Annotated in this window: 21 protein-coding genes; 20 read left to right on the top strand and 1 reads right to left on the bottom strand. The window is 69.2% G+C overall.

The annotated features are described in order from the left end of the window. Nucleotides 1–17 precede the first annotated feature (17 nt). The 4 genes from nusG (at nucleotide 18) to OO60_RS14315 (ending at nucleotide 2993) form a co-directional block, all read left to right on the top strand. Entirely contained in the window at nucleotides 18–839 is an 822-nt protein-coding gene (gene nusG / locus OO60_RS14330) for a transcription termination/antitermination protein NusG (protein WP_003079270.1), read from the top strand. A gap of 75 nt (nucleotides 840–914) precedes the next feature. Next, nucleotides 915–1352, top strand: coding sequence for a 50S ribosomal protein L11 (gene rplK, locus OO60_RS14325; RefSeq protein WP_003079266.1), 438 nt, complete (start codon nucleotides 915–917; stop codon nucleotides 1350–1352). Nucleotides 1353–1429: 77 nt separating this feature from the next. Then, on the top strand, nucleotides 1430–2149 hold the full coding sequence (gene rplA, locus OO60_RS14320; protein WP_033261457.1) for a 50S ribosomal protein L1: 720 nt from the start codon (nucleotides 1430–1432) through the stop codon (nucleotides 2147–2149). A 70-nt stretch (nucleotides 2150–2219) separates the two neighbouring features. After that, nucleotides 2220–2993 (top strand): alpha/beta fold hydrolase, encoded by a 774-nt coding sequence (locus OO60_RS14315; protein WP_003079255.1) that lies wholly within the window; start codon nucleotides 2220–2222, stop codon nucleotides 2991–2993. 1 nt (nucleotide 2994) lies between these two features. On the opposite strand, the gene OO60_RS14310 is transcribed toward OO60_RS14315, so the two are convergent. Next, nucleotides 2995–3936, bottom strand: a complete 942-nt coding sequence (locus tag OO60_RS14310) for a hypothetical protein (protein ID WP_003079253.1) — start codon at nucleotides 3934–3936, stop codon at nucleotides 2995–2997. 279 nt (nucleotides 3937–4215) lie between these two features. Between OO60_RS14310 and rplJ the strand changes: the two genes are divergently transcribed. The 16 genes from rplJ (at nucleotide 4216) to OO60_RS14235 (ending at nucleotide 19050) form a co-directional block, all read left to right on the top strand. Beyond that, nucleotides 4216–4770 (top strand): 50S ribosomal protein L10, encoded by a 555-nt coding sequence (rplJ, locus tag OO60_RS14305; RefSeq protein ID WP_003079250.1) that lies wholly within the window; start codon nucleotides 4216–4218, stop codon nucleotides 4768–4770. A gap of 49 nt (nucleotides 4771–4819) precedes the next feature. Further along, the gene (gene rplL, locus OO60_RS14300; protein ID WP_033261456.1) at nucleotides 4820–5206 is read left to right on the top strand and encodes a 50S ribosomal protein L7/L12; all 387 of its coding nucleotides are present in this window, start codon (nucleotides 4820–4822) and stop codon (nucleotides 5204–5206) included. Nucleotides 5207–5319: 113 nt separating this feature from the next. Continuing rightward, nucleotides 5320–5463 (top strand): hypothetical protein, encoded by a 144-nt coding sequence (locus OO60_RS46440; RefSeq protein ID WP_156081306.1) that lies wholly within the window; start codon nucleotides 5320–5322, stop codon nucleotides 5461–5463. Between the two features lie 287 nt (nucleotides 5464–5750). After that, on the top strand, nucleotides 5751–6947 hold the full coding sequence (locus OO60_RS14295; protein WP_003060271.1) for an ABC transporter ATP-binding protein: 1197 nt from the start codon (nucleotides 5751–5753) through the stop codon (nucleotides 6945–6947). A gap of 38 nt (nucleotides 6948–6985) precedes the next feature. Beyond that, a complete protein-coding gene (locus tag OO60_RS14290; RefSeq protein WP_003060268.1) occupies nucleotides 6986–7738 on the top strand; it encodes an MlaE family ABC transporter permease in 753 nt (250 codons plus the stop codon). A gap of 4 nt (nucleotides 7739–7742) precedes the next feature. Then, nucleotides 7743–8579 carry an MlaE family ABC transporter permease gene (locus tag OO60_RS14285; protein ID WP_003060266.1) on the top strand — a complete coding sequence of 279 codons (837 nt, stop codon included), beginning with the start codon at nucleotides 7743–7745 and terminating at the stop codon, nucleotides 8577–8579. Then, a complete protein-coding gene (locus tag OO60_RS14280; protein ID WP_003060263.1) occupies nucleotides 8576–9901 on the top strand; it encodes an MCE family protein in 1326 nt (441 codons plus the stop codon). The genes OO60_RS14285 and OO60_RS14280 overlap by 4 nt, the downstream gene beginning before the upstream one ends. Then, nucleotides 9898–10926, top strand: coding sequence for an MCE family protein (locus tag OO60_RS14275; protein WP_003060260.1), 1029 nt, complete (start codon nucleotides 9898–9900; stop codon nucleotides 10924–10926). Before OO60_RS14280 ends, OO60_RS14275 begins: the two co-directional genes overlap by 4 nt. Then, nucleotides 10923–11909, top strand: a complete 987-nt coding sequence (locus OO60_RS14270) for an MCE family protein (RefSeq protein WP_003060257.1) — start codon at nucleotides 10923–10925, stop codon at nucleotides 11907–11909. The genes OO60_RS14275 and OO60_RS14270 overlap by 4 nt, the downstream gene beginning before the upstream one ends. Beyond that, nucleotides 11906–13090, top strand: coding sequence for an MCE family protein (locus OO60_RS14265; RefSeq protein WP_003060254.1), 1185 nt, complete (start codon nucleotides 11906–11908; stop codon nucleotides 13088–13090). The genes OO60_RS14270 and OO60_RS14265 overlap by 4 nt, the downstream gene beginning before the upstream one ends. Further along, nucleotides 13087–14259, top strand: a complete 1173-nt coding sequence (locus OO60_RS14260) for an MCE family protein (protein ID WP_003060251.1) — start codon at nucleotides 13087–13089, stop codon at nucleotides 14257–14259. Before OO60_RS14265 ends, OO60_RS14260 begins: the two co-directional genes overlap by 4 nt. Beyond that, entirely contained in the window at nucleotides 14259–15524 is a 1266-nt protein-coding gene (locus OO60_RS14255) for an MCE family protein (protein ID WP_003060248.1), read from the top strand. Before OO60_RS14260 ends, OO60_RS14255 begins: the two co-directional genes overlap by 1 nt. Nucleotides 15525–15560: 36 nt before the next feature. Further along, on the top strand, nucleotides 15561–16121 hold the full coding sequence (locus OO60_RS14250; RefSeq protein ID WP_003060245.1) for a hypothetical protein: 561 nt from the start codon (nucleotides 15561–15563) through the stop codon (nucleotides 16119–16121). A gap of 171 nt (nucleotides 16122–16292) precedes the next feature. Continuing rightward, complete coding sequence (locus tag OO60_RS14245) at nucleotides 16293–17231, top strand: prolipoprotein diacylglyceryl transferase (RefSeq protein WP_003060242.1); 939 nt, start codon at nucleotides 16293–16295, stop codon at nucleotides 17229–17231. A gap of 62 nt (nucleotides 17232–17293) precedes the next feature. Then, a complete protein-coding gene (locus OO60_RS14240; protein ID WP_240490590.1) occupies nucleotides 17294–18286 on the top strand; it encodes a Gfo/Idh/MocA family protein in 993 nt (330 codons plus the stop codon). Further along, entirely contained in the window at nucleotides 18283–19050 is a 768-nt protein-coding gene (locus OO60_RS14235) for a Gfo/Idh/MocA family protein (protein ID WP_003060236.1), read from the top strand. Before OO60_RS14240 ends, OO60_RS14235 begins: the two co-directional genes overlap by 4 nt. The last annotated feature ends 5 nt before the right edge of the window (nucleotides 19051–19055 follow it).

Genomic DNA, 19055 nt, shown 5'->3' with positions numbered 1-19055 from the left:
AACTGAGAGGACGGAACGTGACCTCCGACAACGGCACAGCAGCCGGTCACGACCTGACCGAGCTTTCCGACGAGCAGGTGCACACGGCACTCGGTGACGAGGAGTCGGAACACCTCGAGCCCGTCGACGTGTCGGACTCCGAGGTCGACGACGACGCTTCCGATGACGGCGACGCTTCCGTCGACGTGGACGAGACCGAGGCCGAGCCCGCCGCGGACGACGAGGACCCGGTCGCCAAGCTGCGTTCCGAGCTGCTCGCCGCGCCCGGCGAGTGGTACGTCGTGCACTCGTACGCGGGTTACGAGAACAAGGTGAAGACCAACCTCGAGACCCGGACGCAGACCCTGGACGTCGAGGACTACATCTTCCAGATCGAGGTCCCGACCGAAGAGGTCACCGAGATCAAGAACGGCCAGCGCAAGCAGGTGCAGCGCAAGGTGCTGCCCGGCTACATCCTGGTCCGGATGGACCTGAACGACGCCTCGTGGAGCGCGGTGCGCAACACGCCGGGTGTCACCGGGTTCGTCGGCGCCACCTCGCGGCCGTCGCCGCTGACCGTGGACGAGGTGCTGAAGTTCCTCGCGCCGCAGGTCGAGAAGGAAGCCCCGGCCAAGGCCAGCAAGGGCGAAGCGGCCGCCACGGCGCCGCTCGGCGGCCCGGCCGTCGAGGTCGACTTCGAGGTCGGCGAGTCGGTCACGGTCATGGACGGCCCGTTCGCGACGCTGCCGGCGACGATCTCCGAGGTCAACGTCGACGGGCAGAAGCTGAAGGTCCTGGTGTCGATCTTCGGCCGGGAGACCCCGGTCGAGCTGTCGTTCAACCAGGTCTCCAAGATCTGACGGCCGGCCGTTCCGGCCGCAGTCCCCGCGTCCACGGCAGGTACGCGGGGAACGTAGTACAGGACAGGAAAAGAAATGCCACCCAAGAAGAAGAAGCTTGCGGCGATCATCAAGCTGCAGATCAAGGCGGGTGCGGCCAACCCCGCGCCGCCGGTCGGCCCCGCGCTGGGTCAGCACGGCGTCAACATCATGGAGTTCTGCAAGGCCTACAACGCCGCGACCGAGTCGCAGCGCGGGGACGTCGTCCCGGTCGAGATCTCCGTGTACGAGGACCGGTCGTTCGACTTCAAGCTGAAGACGCCGCCGGCCGCGCGACTGCTGCTCAAGGCCGCTGGTGTCGAGAAGGGCTCCGGCGAGCCGCACAAGACCAAGGTCGCCAAGGTCACCTGGGACCAGGTCCGCGAGATCGCCAAGACCAAGGAGACCGACCTCAACGCGCACGACATCGACCAGGCCGCGAAGATCATCGCCGGCACTGCTCGTTCGATGGGCATCACGGTCGTCGACGCCTGAGTCTCTGAAGTACCCGTGGGAGAGCCAGTGCTGGCTCGCACCACACTGATCCGTTTTCGAAGTTAAGGACAGAAGCAATGCCCAAGCACAGCAAGGCTTACCGCCAGGCTGCGGAGCTCGTCGACAAGGCGCGTCTGTACGCGCCGCTCGAGGCCGCGAAGCTGGCGAAGGAGACCTCCAAGACCAAGATGGACGCGACCGTCGAGGTCGCGATGCGTCTCGGTGTGGACCCCCGCAAGGCCGACCAGATGGTCCGCGGCACCGTGAACCTGCCGCACGGCACCGGTAAGACCGCCCGCGTCATCGTCTTCGCCGTCGGCGACAAGGCCGCCGAGGCCGAAGCCGCCGGCGCGGACGCGGTCGGCACCGACGAACTGATCGAGCGCATCCAGGGTGGCTGGCTCGACTTCGACGCCGCGATCGCGACGCCGGACCAGATGGCCAAGGTGGGCCGCATCGCCCGCATCCTCGGCCCGCGCGGCCTGATGCCGAACCCGAAGACCGGCACGGTGACCCCCGCGGTCGCGAAGGCCGTGCAGGACATCAAGGGCGGTAAGATCAACTTCCGCGTCGACAAGCAGGCCAACCTGCACCTGGTGATCGGCAAGGCTTCCTTCGACACGGAGAAGCTGGTCGAGAACTACGCGGCGGCGCTGGACGAGATCCTGCGTGCCAAGCCGTCGTCGGCGAAGGGCCGCTACCTGAAGAAGGTCACCTTCACCACGACGATGGGCCCGGGCATCCCGGTCGACCCGCTGCGGACCCGCAACCTCCTTTCCGAGGAAGCGGCAGTCTGAGGCTGAGATCACCAGAAAGGGCGTCCCCGCGTGCTGCGGGGGCGCCCTTTCTTCGTGTCTTATTGACAGCATGCCGACTTTCGCGTCGTTCGACGGCCTCCGGTTGAACTACACGGTGTGGGAGGGCGACGGCGCCCACCGCCCGGTGCTGCTGCAGCACGGGTTCGCCGCGGACACGAACGCGAACTGGATCTCGACCGGGGTCGTCGCGGCCCTGCGGTCGGCGGGCTTCACGGTGATTTCGCTGGACGCGCGCGGCCACGGCCGGTCCGAGAAGCCGCACGACGAGTCCCGCTACACGTCGGACAGCATGGCCCGGGACGTCTCGGCCTTGCTGGACGAGCTGCGCCTCGACGAGGTGTCGATGGTGGGCTACTCGATGGGCGCGATCATCGCGTTGACGGTGACGGCGGCGGACAAGCGGATCCGCTGCCTGGCCACGGGCGGTGTGGGCTCGGGGATCGTCGACTTCGGCGGGGTGGACCTGCGCGTGGTGAAGCCGGCGGACATCGCATCGGCGCTGCTGGCTGAGGACCCTTCCACGGTGCCTCCTTCGGGCGTGCCGTTCCGGTTGCTGGCCGACGCGACAGGTGGGGATCGTCAGGCGCTGGCGGCGGTCGCGCTGGCTTCGCGGGAGGGGCGCTTGGACCTGTCGTCGATCGGGGTGCCGACGCTGGTGCTGGCGGGCGAGCAGGACCAGCTGGCGGCGGAGCCGGAGAGGCTGGCGGCGGCGATCGCGGGGGCGCGGCTGGTCCGGATCCCGGGCGACCACATGACGGCGGTGATGTCACCGGCGTTCGCGGAGGCGCTGGTTTCGTTCCTCTCGGCGCCGCACCCGCGCTGAGTCAGCCGGTCGGGGCGGTGGTGGGTGTCCCGCTGCACTTCGCCGGGCCGGGCGCGTGGCCGGTGATGAGCCACTGGCCCAGTTCCACCTTGGACACCGTGAAGACCCCCAGTGCGGGGCCGCCGGTGATCGGGAACGAGCAGGAGTCGATCGTCACCACGTCGCCGGGCAGGGGTTCGGAGACGTACGACGGCACCGATTCGGCGTAGTCGTTGCGGTTCTTCGGCTGCACCTGCGCGTGGATCGCCTGGACCGCCTGCCGGCAGTCGTTCTGCCCGAGGTCCTGGGCGAACTTGCTCTGGATGTCGACGCCCTTCGTCGCGTCGTAGGCGAACCGGCCGCAGGCGTCATCGACGCTGCCCTGGGCGATGTCCTGGTACACGAAGCGAACGGCCTCGTACGGGTTCTTCGAGAACACGTGGTTCGTGTGGTACTTCCCGCCGCCCTCCTGGGCCAGCTGGGCCGAGGACTTGCCCGAGTCGCTCGGGAAGAAGTGGTTGTACAGCAACGTGGCGGCGATGCCCAGGATGACGATCGCCAGCACCCAGGCGAGGACCTTCTTGCCGAGCCAGGTGGCCCACTTCGGCGCGCGACGGCGTTCGGTGGGGACCAGCTGGTAGCCCGGCGGGATCATCGGCGGCTGGCCGCCCTGTTGGGGGACTGGCTGCGACGGCGGGGCTTGGACCACCCCTGCGTCCGCGACGGGCGCCGGCTGGTTGCCCTGCTGGGCCTGGGTGAACCGCAGGTAGTCCTGGAACTGCTGGAACTGGCGGAACTGCTCCAGCTCCGCCGGGTCCACCGGCGGCTGCGCGGCCGCGCCGGAGGGCTGCGGGAGGGCGGGGGCGGATGGCTGGGGCAGCGCCGGGGGGCCGCCCGTGGGCGTGTTCGGGCCCGCCGGTTCGATTTCCGAGCCCGGCTTTCCGTCATCGCGCTGCTCCGCCACGTGACTATGATGCCCCACTCCGCCGCGTAGGTGGGGGGTGGAGAAGGCTTGCCGACTTGACAAGGTATTCTTGACGACGTTCTACCGAAGACCGCTGGTTTTCCCCGCTCCAACGGGGAACGAAGGTCCCGCAGCACGCCGGGCGGCCCGCGCAGGAGGAACGAGGCCGGGCACCCAGGTGCCCGATGACGCCCCGCGCCTGCTTGCGCGAGGGCGTTTCGTCGTTTGGGGGGCTCCTCGAAAAGCCAGTGGACACACTAGCCAAGAGAGGAGGCGACCATGGCGAAGCCCGACAAGGTGGCGGCCGTCGCCGAGATCGCGGAGAGCTTCCGCACCAGCTCGGCCACCGTCGTTACCCAGTACACCGGCCTCTCCGTGTCCCAGCTGTCCCAGCTGCGCCGCGCTCTCGGCACCAGTGCCAAGTACCGGGTCGCGAAGAACACCCTCGTCAAGCGGGCGGCCGAGGACGCCGGTGTGCAGGGTCTCGAGGACCTGTTCGTCGGTGCCACCGCCATCGCCTTCGTCGAGGGTGAAGCGGTCGACGCCGCCAAGGCGCTTCGCGACTTCGCGAAGGACAACAACGCGCTTGTCATCAAGGGCGGCTACATGGACGGCAAGCCGCTGTCCGTGGACGAGATCAACCGGATCGCCGATCTCGACAGCCGTGAGGTCCTGCTCGCCAAGGCGGCGGGCGCGTTCAAGGCGAAGCTTTCCCAGGCCGCCGCGCTGTTCCAGGCGCCGGCGTCCCAGGTCGCCCGCCTGGCTGCCGCGCTGGAAGAAAAGCAGCGCGAAGCCGCCGGTACCGAAGCAGCCGAAGCACCCGCCGAGAGCTGAACCACCCCCACCCCGAACGTCTAGTTCGTTTTTCTGAGAGGAAGCCATCATGGCGAAGCTGAGCACCGCCGAGCTGATCGACGCCTTCAAGGAGCTGACCCTCCTCGAGCTGTCCGAGTTCGTGAAGGAGTTCGAGGAGACCTTCGACGTCACCGCCGCCGCGCCGGTCGCCGTCGCCGCCGCCGGCCCCGCCGGTGCCGCCCCGGCCGCCGTCGAGGAGCAGGACGAGTTCGACGTCGTCCTCGAGGGCGCCGGCGACAAGAAGATCCAGGTCATCAAGGTCGTCCGCGAGGTCGTCTCGGGCCTGGGCCTGAAGGAGGCCAAGGAGCTGGTCGAGGCCGCTCCCAAGGCCCTCCTGGAGAAGGTCGACAAGGAGGCCGCCGAGGCCGCCAAGGAGAAGCTCGAGGCCGCGGGCGCCAAGATCTCCATCAAGTGATTTCCGGCGCGCAAGCGCCCACCGCGAACGGGCGGGTACCCACCAGGGTGCCCGCCCGTTCCGTTTTGCCGGAAGTGCCCGGATGTTGCGGCAGCGCACCCGGCAGCGACTCGATGACCATGACCGACCCCGAACACCTCGAGCTCCTCGCCCGCCGGCTGACCGACCGCGAGCCGCGGCTCGCCCTGTCCGTGGCGGCCGTGGTCGCGCCCGTGCTGTTCCTCCTGGTCGTCGCCGCCTTCGCGGTGATCCCCTAGGGCCGGTGTCCGAATAGCCCCGGTCCCCTAAACAGCGGGATCCGGGGCCGCAAGAACTGCGCTGTTGCCCCGTTTGGGCTACCGTGCTGCCCATTGGCGATCACGGCGGGATGACGATGGGCCCGGGGCTGGCCAGAAAAGAAAACTGGTGAGTAACCTGTTCGCACTCAGCTCGTTGCACCTGGTTGACGCGGGTTCGTGGGCGCCACCGGCCCACATCCGCCGCCGGCGTGGGTGGCAGGGTGTGGCAGCGGGCGCAATGACGCGGAACAGCTCCTGGAGGTGCGATGGGTGCCGAGGTGGTCATCGAAGGTCTGACCAAGTCCTTCGGTAAGCAGGCCATCTGGCGGGACGTCACGTTGACGCTGCCCCCGGGCGAAGTGTCGGCGATGCTCGGACCGTCGGGAACCGGCAAGTCGGTGTTCCTCAAGTCGATGATCGGGCTGCTCAAGCCCGACCGCGGCCGCTGCGTGATCAACGGTGTCGACATCGTCACCTGCTCCGAGCACAAGCTCTACGAGATCCGGAAGCTCTTCGGCGTCCTCTTCCAGGACGGCGCGCTGTTCGGCTCGATGAACCTCTACGACAACGTCGCCTTCCCGCTGCGCGAGCACACGAAGAAGTCCGAGACGGAAATCCGCCGGATCGTCCTCGAAAAGCTCGACATGACCGGTCTGAACGGCGCCGACAAGAAGCTCCCGGGCGAGATCTCCGGCGGTATGCGCAAGCGCGCCGGCCTGGCCCGCGCCCTGGTGCTCGACCCCGAGATCATCCTGGTCGACGAGCCGGACTCCGGCCTCGACCCGGTCCGCACCACCTACATCTCACAGCTGTTCCTCGACGTCAACGCGCAGATCGACGCCACCTTCCTGATCGTCACGCACAACATCAACCTGGCCCGCACGGTCCCGGACAACCTGGGCATGCTCTTCCGCAAGGAACTGGTCATGTTCGGCCCGCGCGAGGTGCTGCTGACCAGCGAGGAGCCGGTCGTCAAGCAGTTCCTCAACGGCAAGATGCAGGGCCCGATCGGCATGTCCGAGGAGAAGGACAGCGCCCAGATCGCCGCCGAGCAGGCGATGTTCGACGCCGGCCACCACGCGGGCGGGGTCGAGGACGTCTCCGGCGTGCCGCCGCAGATGCAGCCGACGCCCGGCGTGCCCACCCGGATGGGGGCCGTCCGCCGGAAGGACCGCGTCATGGAGATCATGCACCGGCTGCCGCCGGCCGCGCAGGAGAGCATCATCGCCTCGCTGAGCCCCGAGGAGCAGCACCACTACGGCGTGCACCCGCGGCGGGTCGCGCAGGCCCAGCAGCAGGTGCAGCAGCAGGTCCCGGCCGGGATGCGGCCGCCGGGTGACGGCGTCCCGAACCAGCACCACGGCCAGCTGCCCGCCGACCAGGTCGCCCGCATCCCCGGCGGCCAGCCGCCCAGATCCGGCACGCACCGGATGCCACCGAACAACGGGCCAGGTGGCCGGTGAGCTCTCCCGCAACACAGGCGAAGATCCCCGGGATCGGCATGCTCCGCGAGACCGGGAACCTGTTCGCTCTCGGCCTGGACATCGTCCGCGGCCTGTTCCAGCGGCCCTTCCAGCTGCGGGAGTTCATCCAGCAGTCCTGGTTCATCGCGAGCGTGACCATCCTGCCGACGGCCCTGGTGGCCATCCCGTTCGGCGCGGTCATCTCGCTGCAGTTCGGCTCGCTCGCCCGCCAGCTGGGCGCGCAGTCCTACACCGGCGCGGGCTCCGTGCTCGCCACCGTGCAGCAGGCCAGTCCGCTGGTCACCGCGCTGCTGGTGGCGGGCGCGGGCGGCTCGGCCGTCTGCGCCGACATCGGCGCCCGGACCATCCGCGAAGAGATCGCCGCGATGGAGGTGCTCGGCGTCTCCGCGGTCCAGCGGCTGATCGTGCCGCGCACCCTCGCGATGATGCTGGTCGCGCTCCTGCTCAACGGCATGGTCAGCGTCATCGGCGTGCTCGGCGGCTACTTCTTCAACGTCGTGCTGCAGGGCGGGACGCCGGGTGCGTACCTGGCCAGCTTCTCGGCCCTCGCGCAGCTGCCCGACCTCTGGGTCGGTGAGATCAAGGCGCTGATCTTCGGGTTCATCGCCGCCGTCGTCGCGTCCTACCGGGGCCTGAACCCCTCCGGCGGCCCGAAGGGCGTCGGGGACGCGGTGAACCAGTCGGTGGTCATCACGTTCCTGCTGCTGTTCGTCGTGAACTTCGTGATCACCCTGATCTACCTGCAGATCGTGCCCGGAAAGCTGGACTAGCGCCATGACGTTCCTCCAGGGCGCGAAACGCGTCGCCAACCGTCCGTTGCAGACGCTGGACACCCTCGGTGACCAGATGTCGTTCTACGGCCGCGCTCTCCTGTGGACGCCGCGGACGCTGCGCCGCTACACCAAAGAGGTGCTCCGGCTGCTGGCGGAGGTGAGCTTCGGCTCCGGCTCGCTGGCGGTCATCGGCGGCACGGTCGGCGTGATGGTCGGCCTGACGCTGTTCACCGGTGTCCTCGTCGGCCTCCAGGGCTACTCGGCGCTGAACTCGATCGGGACGTCGGCCTTCACCGGCTTCCTGACCGCGTTCTTCAACACCCGCGAGATCGCGCCGCTGGTCGCCGGCCTCGCGCTGAGCGCCACCGTCGGCGCCGGGTTCACCGCCCAGCTGGGCGCGATGCGGATCTCCGAGGAGATCGACGCGCTGGAAGTCATGGGCGTGCCGAGCCTGCCGTACCTGGTGACGACGCGGATCATCGCCGGGTTCGTCGCGGTCATCCCGCTCTACATCATCGGCCTGCTGAGCTCGTACCTCGCGTCACGACTGGTCGTCATCTACATCTACAACCAGTCCGCGGGCACCTACGACCACTACTTCGACCTGTTCTTACCACCGCAGGACGTGCTGTATTCGTTCATCAAGGTGCTGCTGTTCAGCGTCCTGATCATCCTGTCGCACTGCTACTTCGGGTACCGGGCGACCGGCGGCCCGGCCGGTGTCGGCGTCGCGGTCGGCAAGGCCGTGCGGCTGTCGATCGTCACGGTGTCGATCATGAACTTCTTCATCGGGTTCGCCATCTGGGGAACCGACGTCACGGTAAGGATCGCGGGATGAGGGTGCTCCGGCGCAGGCTGCTCGGCCTGCTGCTCATCGCCGTGATGGTCGGCGGGGTGGCGCTGTCCATCGCGCTCTACGACAAGGCGTTCACGCCCGTCGTCACGGTCAAGCTGCAGGCCGACAAGATCGGCAACCAGCTGATCAAGCAGTCCGACGTCAAGGTGCGCGGGCTGATCGTCGGCTCGGTGCAGGACATCGTCGCCACCGACCACGGCGCCGAGCTCACGCTCGCCCTCAAGCCCGAGTCGGCGAAGCTGATCCCGGAGAACGTCTCGGCGCGGTTCCTGCCGAAGACGCTCTTCGGCGAGCGGTTCGTCTCGCTGGAAATCCCGAAGGACCCTTCGGCGAAGACCCTGGCCACCGGCGACGTCATCCCGCAGGACCGCACGTCCAGCGCGGTCGAGCTGGAGCAGGCGTTCTCCCACCTGATGCCGGTGCTGCAGGCGGTCCAGCCGCAGAAGCTGTCGGCGACGCTCACCGCGATCTCGACGGCGCTGTCCGGCCGCGGCGACCAGCTCGGCGACACGCTGTCGCAGCTGGGCACCTACATCGGCGAGCTGAACCCGCACGAGCCGGAGCTGCAGCACAACCTCAAGGCGCTCGCCGAGTTCTCCGACCACCTCAAGGACGCCGCCCCGGACCTGGTGCAGAGCCTGGACAACCTGAGCACGACGACCCGGACCGTGGTCGACGAGCGGCAGAACCTGGCCGACCTCTACGGCAGCCTCACGCAGGCGTCGGTGGACCTGCAGACGTTCCTGCAGAACAACAAGGACAACATCATCTCCCTCGTCGACACCGCCCGGCCGACGGCCGAGCTGCTGGCGAAGTACGCGCCGGAGTACCCCTGCGTGATCTCCCAGATGGCGAAGAACGTGCCGCTGATCGACCAGGCGCTGGGCGCGGGCACCAACCAGCCCGGCCTGCACGCCACGATCGAGATCATCGTGCCGCGCGCGCCCTACCAGGCCGGCAAGGAAGAGCCGCGGTTCGAGGACAAGCGCGGCCCGCGCTGCTACGACATCAAGGACATCCCGAAGCCGTTCCCGTCCGAGCCGCCGGACGGCGCGTTCAAGGACGGCACGCTGCACCAGGCCGCGCCGAAGAGCGTCGGCGAGGGCCTCAACCCGGCCAAGTTCAAGGCCGACGCGGCCGGCAACGGCGGGTCCGGCGGTGACCTGGCGTACTCGACGGCGGAACAGGGCTTCCTGGCCGACCTGCTCGGCCCGCAGCTGGGCATGACCGCGGCCGACGTCCCGGGCTGGAGCTCGCTGCTCGTCGGCCCGCTGTACCGGGGTGCGGAGGTGACGGTCAAGTGAGGGGCCTGCTCGCGCCGCTGATCAAGCTCGGCGTCTTCGTGGTGGTCACCGTGCTGTTCACGACCATCCTCGGGATCAGCATCGCCAACATCAACACCACCAGCACCAACGCCTACAACGCGCGGTTCACCGACGCCACGCTGCTGCTGCCCAACGACGACGTCCGGATCGCCGGCGTCCGGGTCGGGCAGGTCAAGGACGTCAAGATCGTCGACAAGCGCCAGGCCGAGGTCGAGTTCGAAGTGGACGCCGGGCGGACGCTGCCGGCCGGGGTGACCGCGCAGATCAAGTTCCGCAACCTGGTCGGCCAGCGGTACGTCTCGCTCGGCGAGGGCGACGACACCTCGGGCAAGACGCTGCAGCCCGGCGGCACCATCCCGCTGGAGCGGACCACACCGGCGCTGGACCTGACCGAGCTGTTCAACGGCTTCAAGCCGCTGTTCACCGCGCTCAACCCCGAGGACGTCAACAAGCTGTCCTACGAGGTCATCCAGGTCCTGCAGGGCGAAGGCGGCACCGTGGAGAGCCTGCTGTCGCACACGGCGTCGCTGGCCACCACGATCGCCGACAAGGACCAGGTGATCGGCGAGGTCATCGACAACCTCAACTCGGTGCTCGACACGGTCAACGCGCACACCCCGCAGCTCAACGACCTGATCGTGAAGCTGCAGCAGCTGGTGTCCGGGCTGGCCGCCGACCGCAAGCCGATCGGCGACGCGATCGAGAGCCTCGGCAACCTGGCCGAGACGACGTCCGGGCTGCTCGGCCAGGTTCGCGAGCCGCTGAAGAACGACATCAGCGCGCTCGGCAACCTCACCCAGCAGCTCAACAAGAACGAGCCGGAGCTGGAGCACTTCATCCAGTTCCTGCCGACCAAGGTGAGCACGCTGACCCGCACCGCGGACTACGGCTCCTGGTTCAACTTCTACGCCTGTGAGTTCTCCGGGAGCGTGAGCTTGCCGCCACTGATCAACGACGTCGCCCTGCCCCTGCTGCCGGCGAACCGGGCGAGGTGCCAGGGATGAAGTCCTTCCAGAAGCGCAACCCCGTGCCGATCGCGCTGGTCGGGATCGTCGTGCTGGCGCTCGGCTTCATCGCCGCGCTCAACTCCGACGACCTGCCGGTGATCGGCGGCGGCACCACCTACAGCGCCGAGTTCAGCGAGGCGTCCGGGCTGCAGAAGGACAACGACGTCCGGATCGCCGGGGTCAAGGTCGGCAAGGTCAGCGACATCGAGCTCGACGGTGCGTCGGTGAAGGTGTCGTTCAAGGTCAAGGACGCCTGGCTGGGCGACCGGACCAGCGCCGCGATCAAGATCAAGACGCTGCTCGGGCAGAAGTACCTGTCGCTGGACCCGCAGGGCGAAGCCGCGCTGAACCCGGGCACCGGCATCCCGCGGGACCGCACGATGGCGCCCTACGACGTGCTCGACGCCTTCCGCGGGCTGTCCCAGACCGTCGACAACATCGACACGAAGCAGCTGGCGCAGAGCTTCGACACGATCTCGCAGACGTTCGCGAACACGCCGCAGGACGTGAAGGGCGCGCTTTCGGGGTTGTCGAAGCTGTCGGACACGATCGCCTCGCGCGACCAGCAGCTGTCGAACCTGCTGGCCAACACCCGCGAGGTGTCGCAGACGCTGGTCGACCGCGACGCCGAGGTCCAGAAGCTGCTCACCGACGGCAACAAGCTGCTCGACGAGCTGTCGAAGCGCGAGGACGCGATCACCGCGCTGCTGAACGGCTCCCGCGAGCTCGCGACCCAGCTGCAGGGCCTGATCGACGACAACGGCAAGCAGCTCGACCCGGTGCTGACCCAGCTCGACCAGCTCACGTCGATGCTGCAGCGCAACCAGGACTCGCTGGCCGAGGGGCTCAAGAAGTTCGCGCCCTTCATCCGCGTCTTCACCAACACCATCGGCAACGGCCGCTGGTTCGACAACTACATCTGCGGCCTGCTGCTGCCGTCGATGGGCCCGATCAACGAAGAGGGGTGCTACACGAAATGAGTGACACCCGCTTCGGAGCGGCCTTGACCAGGGGCTTCACCATCGCGATCGTGCTCGCGCTCGTCGTCGCCGGCGGGATCTGGTGGACCCTCAAGGACGCCGGCCGCAACCACCTGACCGCGTACTTCGCCGGCGCTGTCGGCTTGTACGAGGGCAACAGCGTGCGGATGCTCGGCGTCGACATGGGCACGGTCACCAAGATCCAGCCCATGGGCAACCAGGTGAAGGTCGACTTCGAGTACGACCGCTCGGTGCCCGTCCCGGCGGACGCGAAGGCGCTCATCGTGGCGCCGTCGCTGGTGTCCGACCGCTACATCCAGCTGGCCCCGGCCTATACCGGCGGCCCGCGGATCTCCGACGGCGCGGTCATCGGCCTCGACCGCACCGAGGTTCCCCTCGAGGTCGACCAGCTGGCTTCCAGCCTGGCCAGGGTCAGCGAGACCCTCGGCCCGAACGGCGCCAACAAGTCCGGGTCGCTGTCGAACCTGCTGAACACCGCGGCAGCCAACGTCGACGGCAACGGCCAGGCCCTGCACGACACGATCACCAAGCTCGGCCAGGCGGCCGGGACGCTGGCCGGCAACAAGGACGACCTGTTCAACACCGTCCAGAACCTCGGCAAGTTCTCGCAGACGCTGGCCGACTCCGACAAGTCGGTCCGCAGCTTCGAGAGCCAGCTCGCCGACGTCAGCGGCTACCTGGCGTCCGAAAAGGACAATCTGGCCGCGACCGTGCAACAGCTGGGGACCACGCTCACCTCGGTGCAGACGTTCATCGACGCCAACCACGACCGGCTCAAGTCCAATGTGGACAAGCTGGCCGGGATCACCAAGGTGCTCGTCGACCAGCGCAGCTCGCTGGCCGAGATCCTGGACGTCGCCCCGGTCGGCCTGAGCAACCTGGTCAACACCTACAACGGCGCTTCGGGCACGCTCGACGCCCGGCCGAACCTCAACGAGCTGACCCAGCCGCCGCTGGTGATGATCTGCCGGCTGCTCAAGCAGGTCGGCACCAACAGCATCCCCGACGTGCTCGGCAACGCCTGCGAGAGCATCGCCGGCGTGGTCGACAAGGTGATCCCGCTGCCGTCCGTGGCGCAGACCGTGCAGGCCCTGCAGTCCGGTCAGCTGCCGCCGCTGCCGCTGCCCATCGCCGGGCAGCTCTACGGAGGTGGCCAGTGAAGAAGCTCCTGACCGTCGGGGCCCTCGCCACCGTGTCCGCGCTGACGCTCTCCGGCTGCGCGTTCAACGGCATCTACGACCTGCCGCTGCCCGGCGGCGCCGACCTCGGCGACCACCCGTACACGGTGAACGTCGAGTTCCGGGACGTGACCGACCTGACCCCGCAGGCCGGGGTGAAGGTCGACGAGGTGCCGGTCGGCCGGGTCGAGAACGTGGGCCTCACGAAGGACGGCTGGCACGCGCTGGTGACGTTGAAGGTCAACGGCGGCATCAAGCTGCCGGCCAACGCGATCGCCAACGTCAAGCAGTCCAGCCTCCTCGGCGAGAAGTACATCGAGCTGGCCTCGCCCGGCACCGACCAGGCCCAGGGCAAGCTCGCCGACAACGCGACCATCCCGCTGGCCCGCACCAACCGCAGCGTCGAGGTCGAAGAGCTGCTCGGCGCGCTGTCGCTGCTGCTCAACGGCGGTGGGATCGACCAGCTCAACACGATCACCAAGGAACTCAACAAGGCCACGTCCGGCCGCGAGCCGGACATCAAGGCGCTGCTGGACAACGCGAACCAGCTGGTGACGAACCTGGACCGGCAGTCGCAGAACATCACCCGGGCCATCGACGGGCTGAACCGGCTGTCCTCGACCCTGAACGACCAGAAGGACAAGCTGGTCGGCGCGGTCGACAACCTCGGGCCCGGGCTCGGCGTGCTGGAGCAGCAGCGGGGCCAGCTGGTCACGATGCTGCAGGCGCTGGACAACCTCTCCGGCGTCGCCACCGACACGGTCAACAAGTCGCAGAAGGACCTCGTCGCCGACCTGAAGGCGCTCACGCCGACGCTGCAGAAGCTGGGCGAGGCGGGCAACGACCTGCCGAAGGCGCTGCAGATCCTGCTGACGTTCCCGTTCAGCGACCAGGCCGTCAACGGCGTCAAGGGCGACTACTTCAACCTGTACGCGAAGGTGGACCTCAACCTGAAGACGATCGTCGAGAACCTGGGCAACAGCCGGCAGAACGCCCTGGCCGGGCAGCTGCCGCTGGCCGGGCTGACCGGCGGTGTCACGGGCACGCCGGCCAACCAGCCGCCGCCGCTGCCCATCCCGGGCGCCGGGCAGCAGTCGTCGAAGCCGGGCCTGGGCAACCTCTTCGGGCTCCTCTCGGGAGGTGCGGGCTGATGCTGATCCGCCGGACGAAGATCCAGCTGGTGGCCTTCGCGGTCATCTCCGTCGTCGCGATCGTGTACGCGCTGATCCGGTTCGCCGGGCTCGGCAGCGTGTTCGGCAACGACGGCTACACGGTGAAACTGCAGCTCAACGAGTCGGGTGGCATCTTCACCAACGCCGAAGTCACCTACCGCGGCTACAACATCGGCCGGGTCGGCGAAATGCGGCTCACCCCGACCGGGCTCGAGGCCGACCTGAACATCGACCCGTCGGCGCCGAAGGTGCCCGCGGACCTCGACGCCGTCGTCGCCAACCGGTCCGCGGTCGGCGAGCAGTACGTCGACCTCAAGCCGAAGGCCGACCAGGGCCCGTACCTGGCGGCGGGTTCGGTCATCCCGGCGTCGAAGACGACCACCCCGGTCAGCACCGACCGGCTCATCGGCGACCTCGACTCGCTCGCCGCGTCGGTCCCGGTCGACTCGCTGCGCACGGTCGTCGACGAGTCCTACGACGCCTTCCGCGGCACCGGCGGCGACCTGCAGAAGCTGCTGGACACCGCGCGCAGCTTCACCACCACCGCGCAGCAGTACCTGCCGCAGACGATCCAGCTGCTGGACGCCGGCGGCCAGGTGCTCGACACGCAGAACGCCGAGGCGAAGAACTTCGCGTCGTTCAGCAAGAGCCTCAACGAGCTCACCGGCACGCTGAAGAACTCCGACGGCGACCTGCGCAAGCTGATCGGCATCACGCCGCAGGTGGCCGCGCAGGTCAGCCAGGTGCTGCAGGAGTCGGGGCCGGGCCTGGGCGCGCTGACGGCGAACCTGCTCACCACGGCGAACCTGACCGTGACCCGGCTCGACGGCATCGAGCAGGGCCTGGTGACGTACCCGGCGCTGGCCGGCGCGGCGAGCAGCGTGGCGCCCGGCGACGGCACCGCGCACCTCGGCCTGGTGCTGAACCTGTTCAACCCGCCCTCCTGCACGAAGGGGTACCTGCCGTACTCGCAGTACCGCACCGGGAACGACCTCTCGGCGAAGCCGGCGAAGGAAGACGCGTACTGTGCCGAACCGAAGGGCAGCCCGATCAACGTCCGCGGGGCGCAGAACGCGCCGTACGGCGGGGTGCCGGTCGCGCCGTCGGACAGCGACGTCTCGGCCAACGCGAACCGGCCGGCCCAGGAGCTGGCCGACGAGCGGGACACCCGGGGCGTGCCGGGCATCGTCGGCAGCCCCGGCGTCAGCCTGACCAGCCTGGGCTCGCTGCTCGGCCTGTCCTGACGTGGATTTGATGACCGTTACCTACTCTGGAGTGTCATGAGCACGGACGAGCCGGCCACGGAGGCCTCCGCGGCGCCGCCGAAGGACCCCTCGCGGACCCTGGTGCTCGGCGCCGGGGCCCTGGCGCTGGCCGCCCTGATCGCCGCGGCGTTCTTCGGCATCCAGTGGTGGGCGGCGGCGGCCGACGACAACGCCGGCCTGGCGGCCTCCCGCGAGGCCGTCGTGAAGGCGGGCACCAACGCGCTGAAGGCGTACACCGAGGTCGACTACAACGACCTCGACGGCTTCTTCGCCCGGCAGAAGGCCGTGTCGGACGACAAGATGGCGCAGCAGATCGACCAGTCCGCGCCGACGTTCCGCAAGGCGCTCACCGACGCCAAGACGAAGGTCACCACGGACGTCCAGGACATCGCCGTCGAGGAACTGGACGACCACGAAGGCAAGGCCAGCTTCCTCGCCGCCATCGCCACGACCGTCACCCAGGGCGACAAGAGCAGCGCGAAGCCGCTGCGCCTCGAGGTGTCGATGACCCGGGTGGGCGACGATTGGAAGCTGTCCGGCATCGACAGCGTCCCGCTCGTCGCGGCCGGCCAGTGAGGCTTATTCTGGCTAGCCCGGCGCAACCCGCCCGCAGCCGCCTGACCAGCAGTTACCTAGCGCCGGGCGACGGCTGAATAAGCCTCACTAGCGTCACCTTAAGGAGCTGTAGTGCCCCCCTCCCGCCGCCAGCCGCCTCGCAGCACTCCGACGCCGTCGCGGCGTCCCCGCGTGGCCGGGCTGCGCAAGCCCTCGACGGACGAGACCGCCGCCGAGCGGACCGGGCAGCTGCCCGCCGTCCCGGCCAAGCCGCGGCCGCGTCCCCGGCCGGTGCCGCGCCCGGAGCCGCGGCCGGTCGACGAGCCCGCTTCGGGGCAGCTCGACACCTCGCCGGCCGAGGACACGCAGGTGTTCGCGGCGGTCGAGACCGAGGAGCCGCAGGTCGACGCGCTCACCGGCGAGCCGTCGGCGGACGAGGAGGAGGCTCCCGCGCGGCCGGCGCCGCGGCGGAAGCAGCGGGACACCGGGATCGCGAAGCCGACGGAGGAGTCCGAGGTCCCGGTCACGGACTCGGCGTCGGAGTCGGAAGAGCCCGCGAAGCCGAAGGGGGACCGGACCTACGTGGTCGCGGGCGCGCTGGTGCTCGTGGCGCTGATCCTGGGCGGCCTGGCGTACTGGTTCCACAGCAAGGAATCCGAGATCTCGTCGGCGACGAGCAACACGGCGCTGCTGGACGTGGCGAAGACGGCACAGGTCAAGGACGCGGTGTCGAAGGCGGCCGAGTCGCTGTTCTCCTACGACTTCAGCAACATCAAGAAGACCGAGGACGCGGCGAACGACCTGCTCGCCAACGACGACGTCAAGAACAAGTACAACTCGCTGATGGGCGAGGTGAAGCGGCTGGCCCCGCAGCAGAAGATGATCGTGACGTGCAAGGTGACGCGCGCGGCGGTGATCATGCTGAACGGCGACCTGGCGAAGGTGATGGTCTTCGTCGACCAGACGTCCACCCGCACGGACACGAAGAAGACCACCGCGGGGACCGCGCAGCTCCACCTGAACGCCCAGCTGCAGGGCGACAAGTGGAAGATCACCGACATGGACACCTACAACGCGCCGAAGGTGCCGGCGGCGTCGCAGGCGCCCGCTTCCCCGTCGCCGTCCAAGTAGGGGTTCCCGAACTACCCACGTTGGTTATGGCTCCGGCCCGCGGTGTGGGCGAGTCTCGGTACGTGACGACGTTGCGGCAGCTCGAGGTGGCTCTGATCGGGGCCGGGCTCATCGCCCGGCTGCACCTGGAGGCGTGGCTCGGCGCCGGAGCCGCCGTGCGCGTCTACGCCGACGACGGCCGCAGCGCCGAGCTCGCGAAGGAGTTCGGGGCCACCGCGGCCGGGTCGCTGGCCGAGGCCCTCGACGGCGCCGACGCCGTCGACATCTGCACCCCGACCGGCACGCACCACGAGATCGCCATGACCGCCATCGCCGCCGGAGTCGGCGTCGTGTGCGAGAAGCCGCTGACCGCGGACGCCGACGAGGCCGCCGAGATCGTCGCCGCGGCCGAGCGGGCCGGGGTCCGGCTCTACCCCGCGCACGACGTGCGGTTCGCCGAGCCCTACGCGCGGCTGCACGATCTCGTCGCGAGCGGGCGGCTCGGGGACGTCGCCGTCGGGCGGTTCTCCTTCTCCGCCTACCACCCGCGGCCGTGGACCGGGCGCGCCTCCGCTCGTTCGGGCGGCATCCTCACCGACCAGTTCCTGCACGGCGCCGACCTGGCCCACTGGGTGCTCGGGGACGTCGTCCGGGTGCACGCCTGCTACCAGGGTGAGATCGCCACGCCCGCGCCGGAAGGCGCCGTCGCCGCCGGCACCGTCGTGCTCACCCACGCCAGCGGGGCCGTCAGCCAGGTCGTCAGCCGGTGGACCGCCACGCCGAAGCCACCCGTGCGCGTCACCTACCACGTCACCGGGACCGGTGGGAGCGTCGCCTACGACTCCGAGTGGCCGCAGGAAGTCCGGGTCGTCGACGGCGAAACCACGAACTTCGGCTACTACGGGCCGTCGGTGTTCGCCACCGAGATGCGGGAGTTCGCGACCGCCTTCGCGGGCGGCCCCGAGCCGCGGATCGGCGCCCGGGACGCGCTGGCCGCCGTCCGGATCACCCAGGCCGCCGCCGAGTCCGCGTGGACCGGACGGGCCGTCGAACTTCCGGTGGAGGGAGCAGCGTGAAGGTCGCCATCCTGTCGTCCGCGCCCGAGGTCTACGCCGAGGGCCTGCGTGACCTGCCGGACGTCGAAGTCGTTGCCACGGCGGGCTGGGACGCGTTCGAGCCGGTTCTGCGGGCGGCCGAGGCGGGCGCCCGCGTGCTCTGCGAATACCCGTCGGCGGCCAAGGAAGCCGACCTGAAAGCCGTGGTCGACGCCGGTGGTGACCGGCTCACCTTCGCGTCCCCGGCCTGCCATGGCGAGGCGTTCGCCGTGGTGCGCAAGGGAATCGCGGACGGCGGTATCGGCGAACTGACGACGGTTCTCGGCTCCTTGGCCACCAGCGCGGAGGGTGGGGTGCTGGCTGCGGCCGCGCCGTACCTGCTCGACCTGGCGGACGCCGTCCTCGGCGAGCCCGCGCAGCAGGTGTACGCCCAGACCAACACCGTCCTCAATGGACACGGTGCGGAAAGCGCGGCGGTGCTCACCGTCCGGTACCGGAGCGGGAAGGTGGCTTCGTTCGACCTCCGCCGGGACCCGGCTGGGACGGATCGGCCTGCCGTCACCTTCATCGGGGACAAGGCGAGCGTGCAGTACGACGCCGGCCCGAAGCTGCTCGACGGCGTCGGCACCCTCGGTGGGGAGGACCTGCTTTCCCTGCTGCTGAAGGACTTCCTGAACGACGGGGACACACCCGGGCCGGACGGCGAGGCTGCGCTGCGGACGTTCCGGATCGTCCAGGCGGCCTACGAATCGGCGCAGACCGGGCAGCCCGTCGACCTGGCCTGACGACG

This window comes from Amycolatopsis vancoresmycina (assembly GCF_000716785.1).
Taxonomy (GTDB): Bacteria; Actinomycetota; Actinomycetes; order Mycobacteriales; family Pseudonocardiaceae; genus Amycolatopsis; species Amycolatopsis vancoresmycina.
Note: the sequence above shows the minus strand (reverse complement) of the source record. Positions and strands in the feature narration are given on the sequence as shown.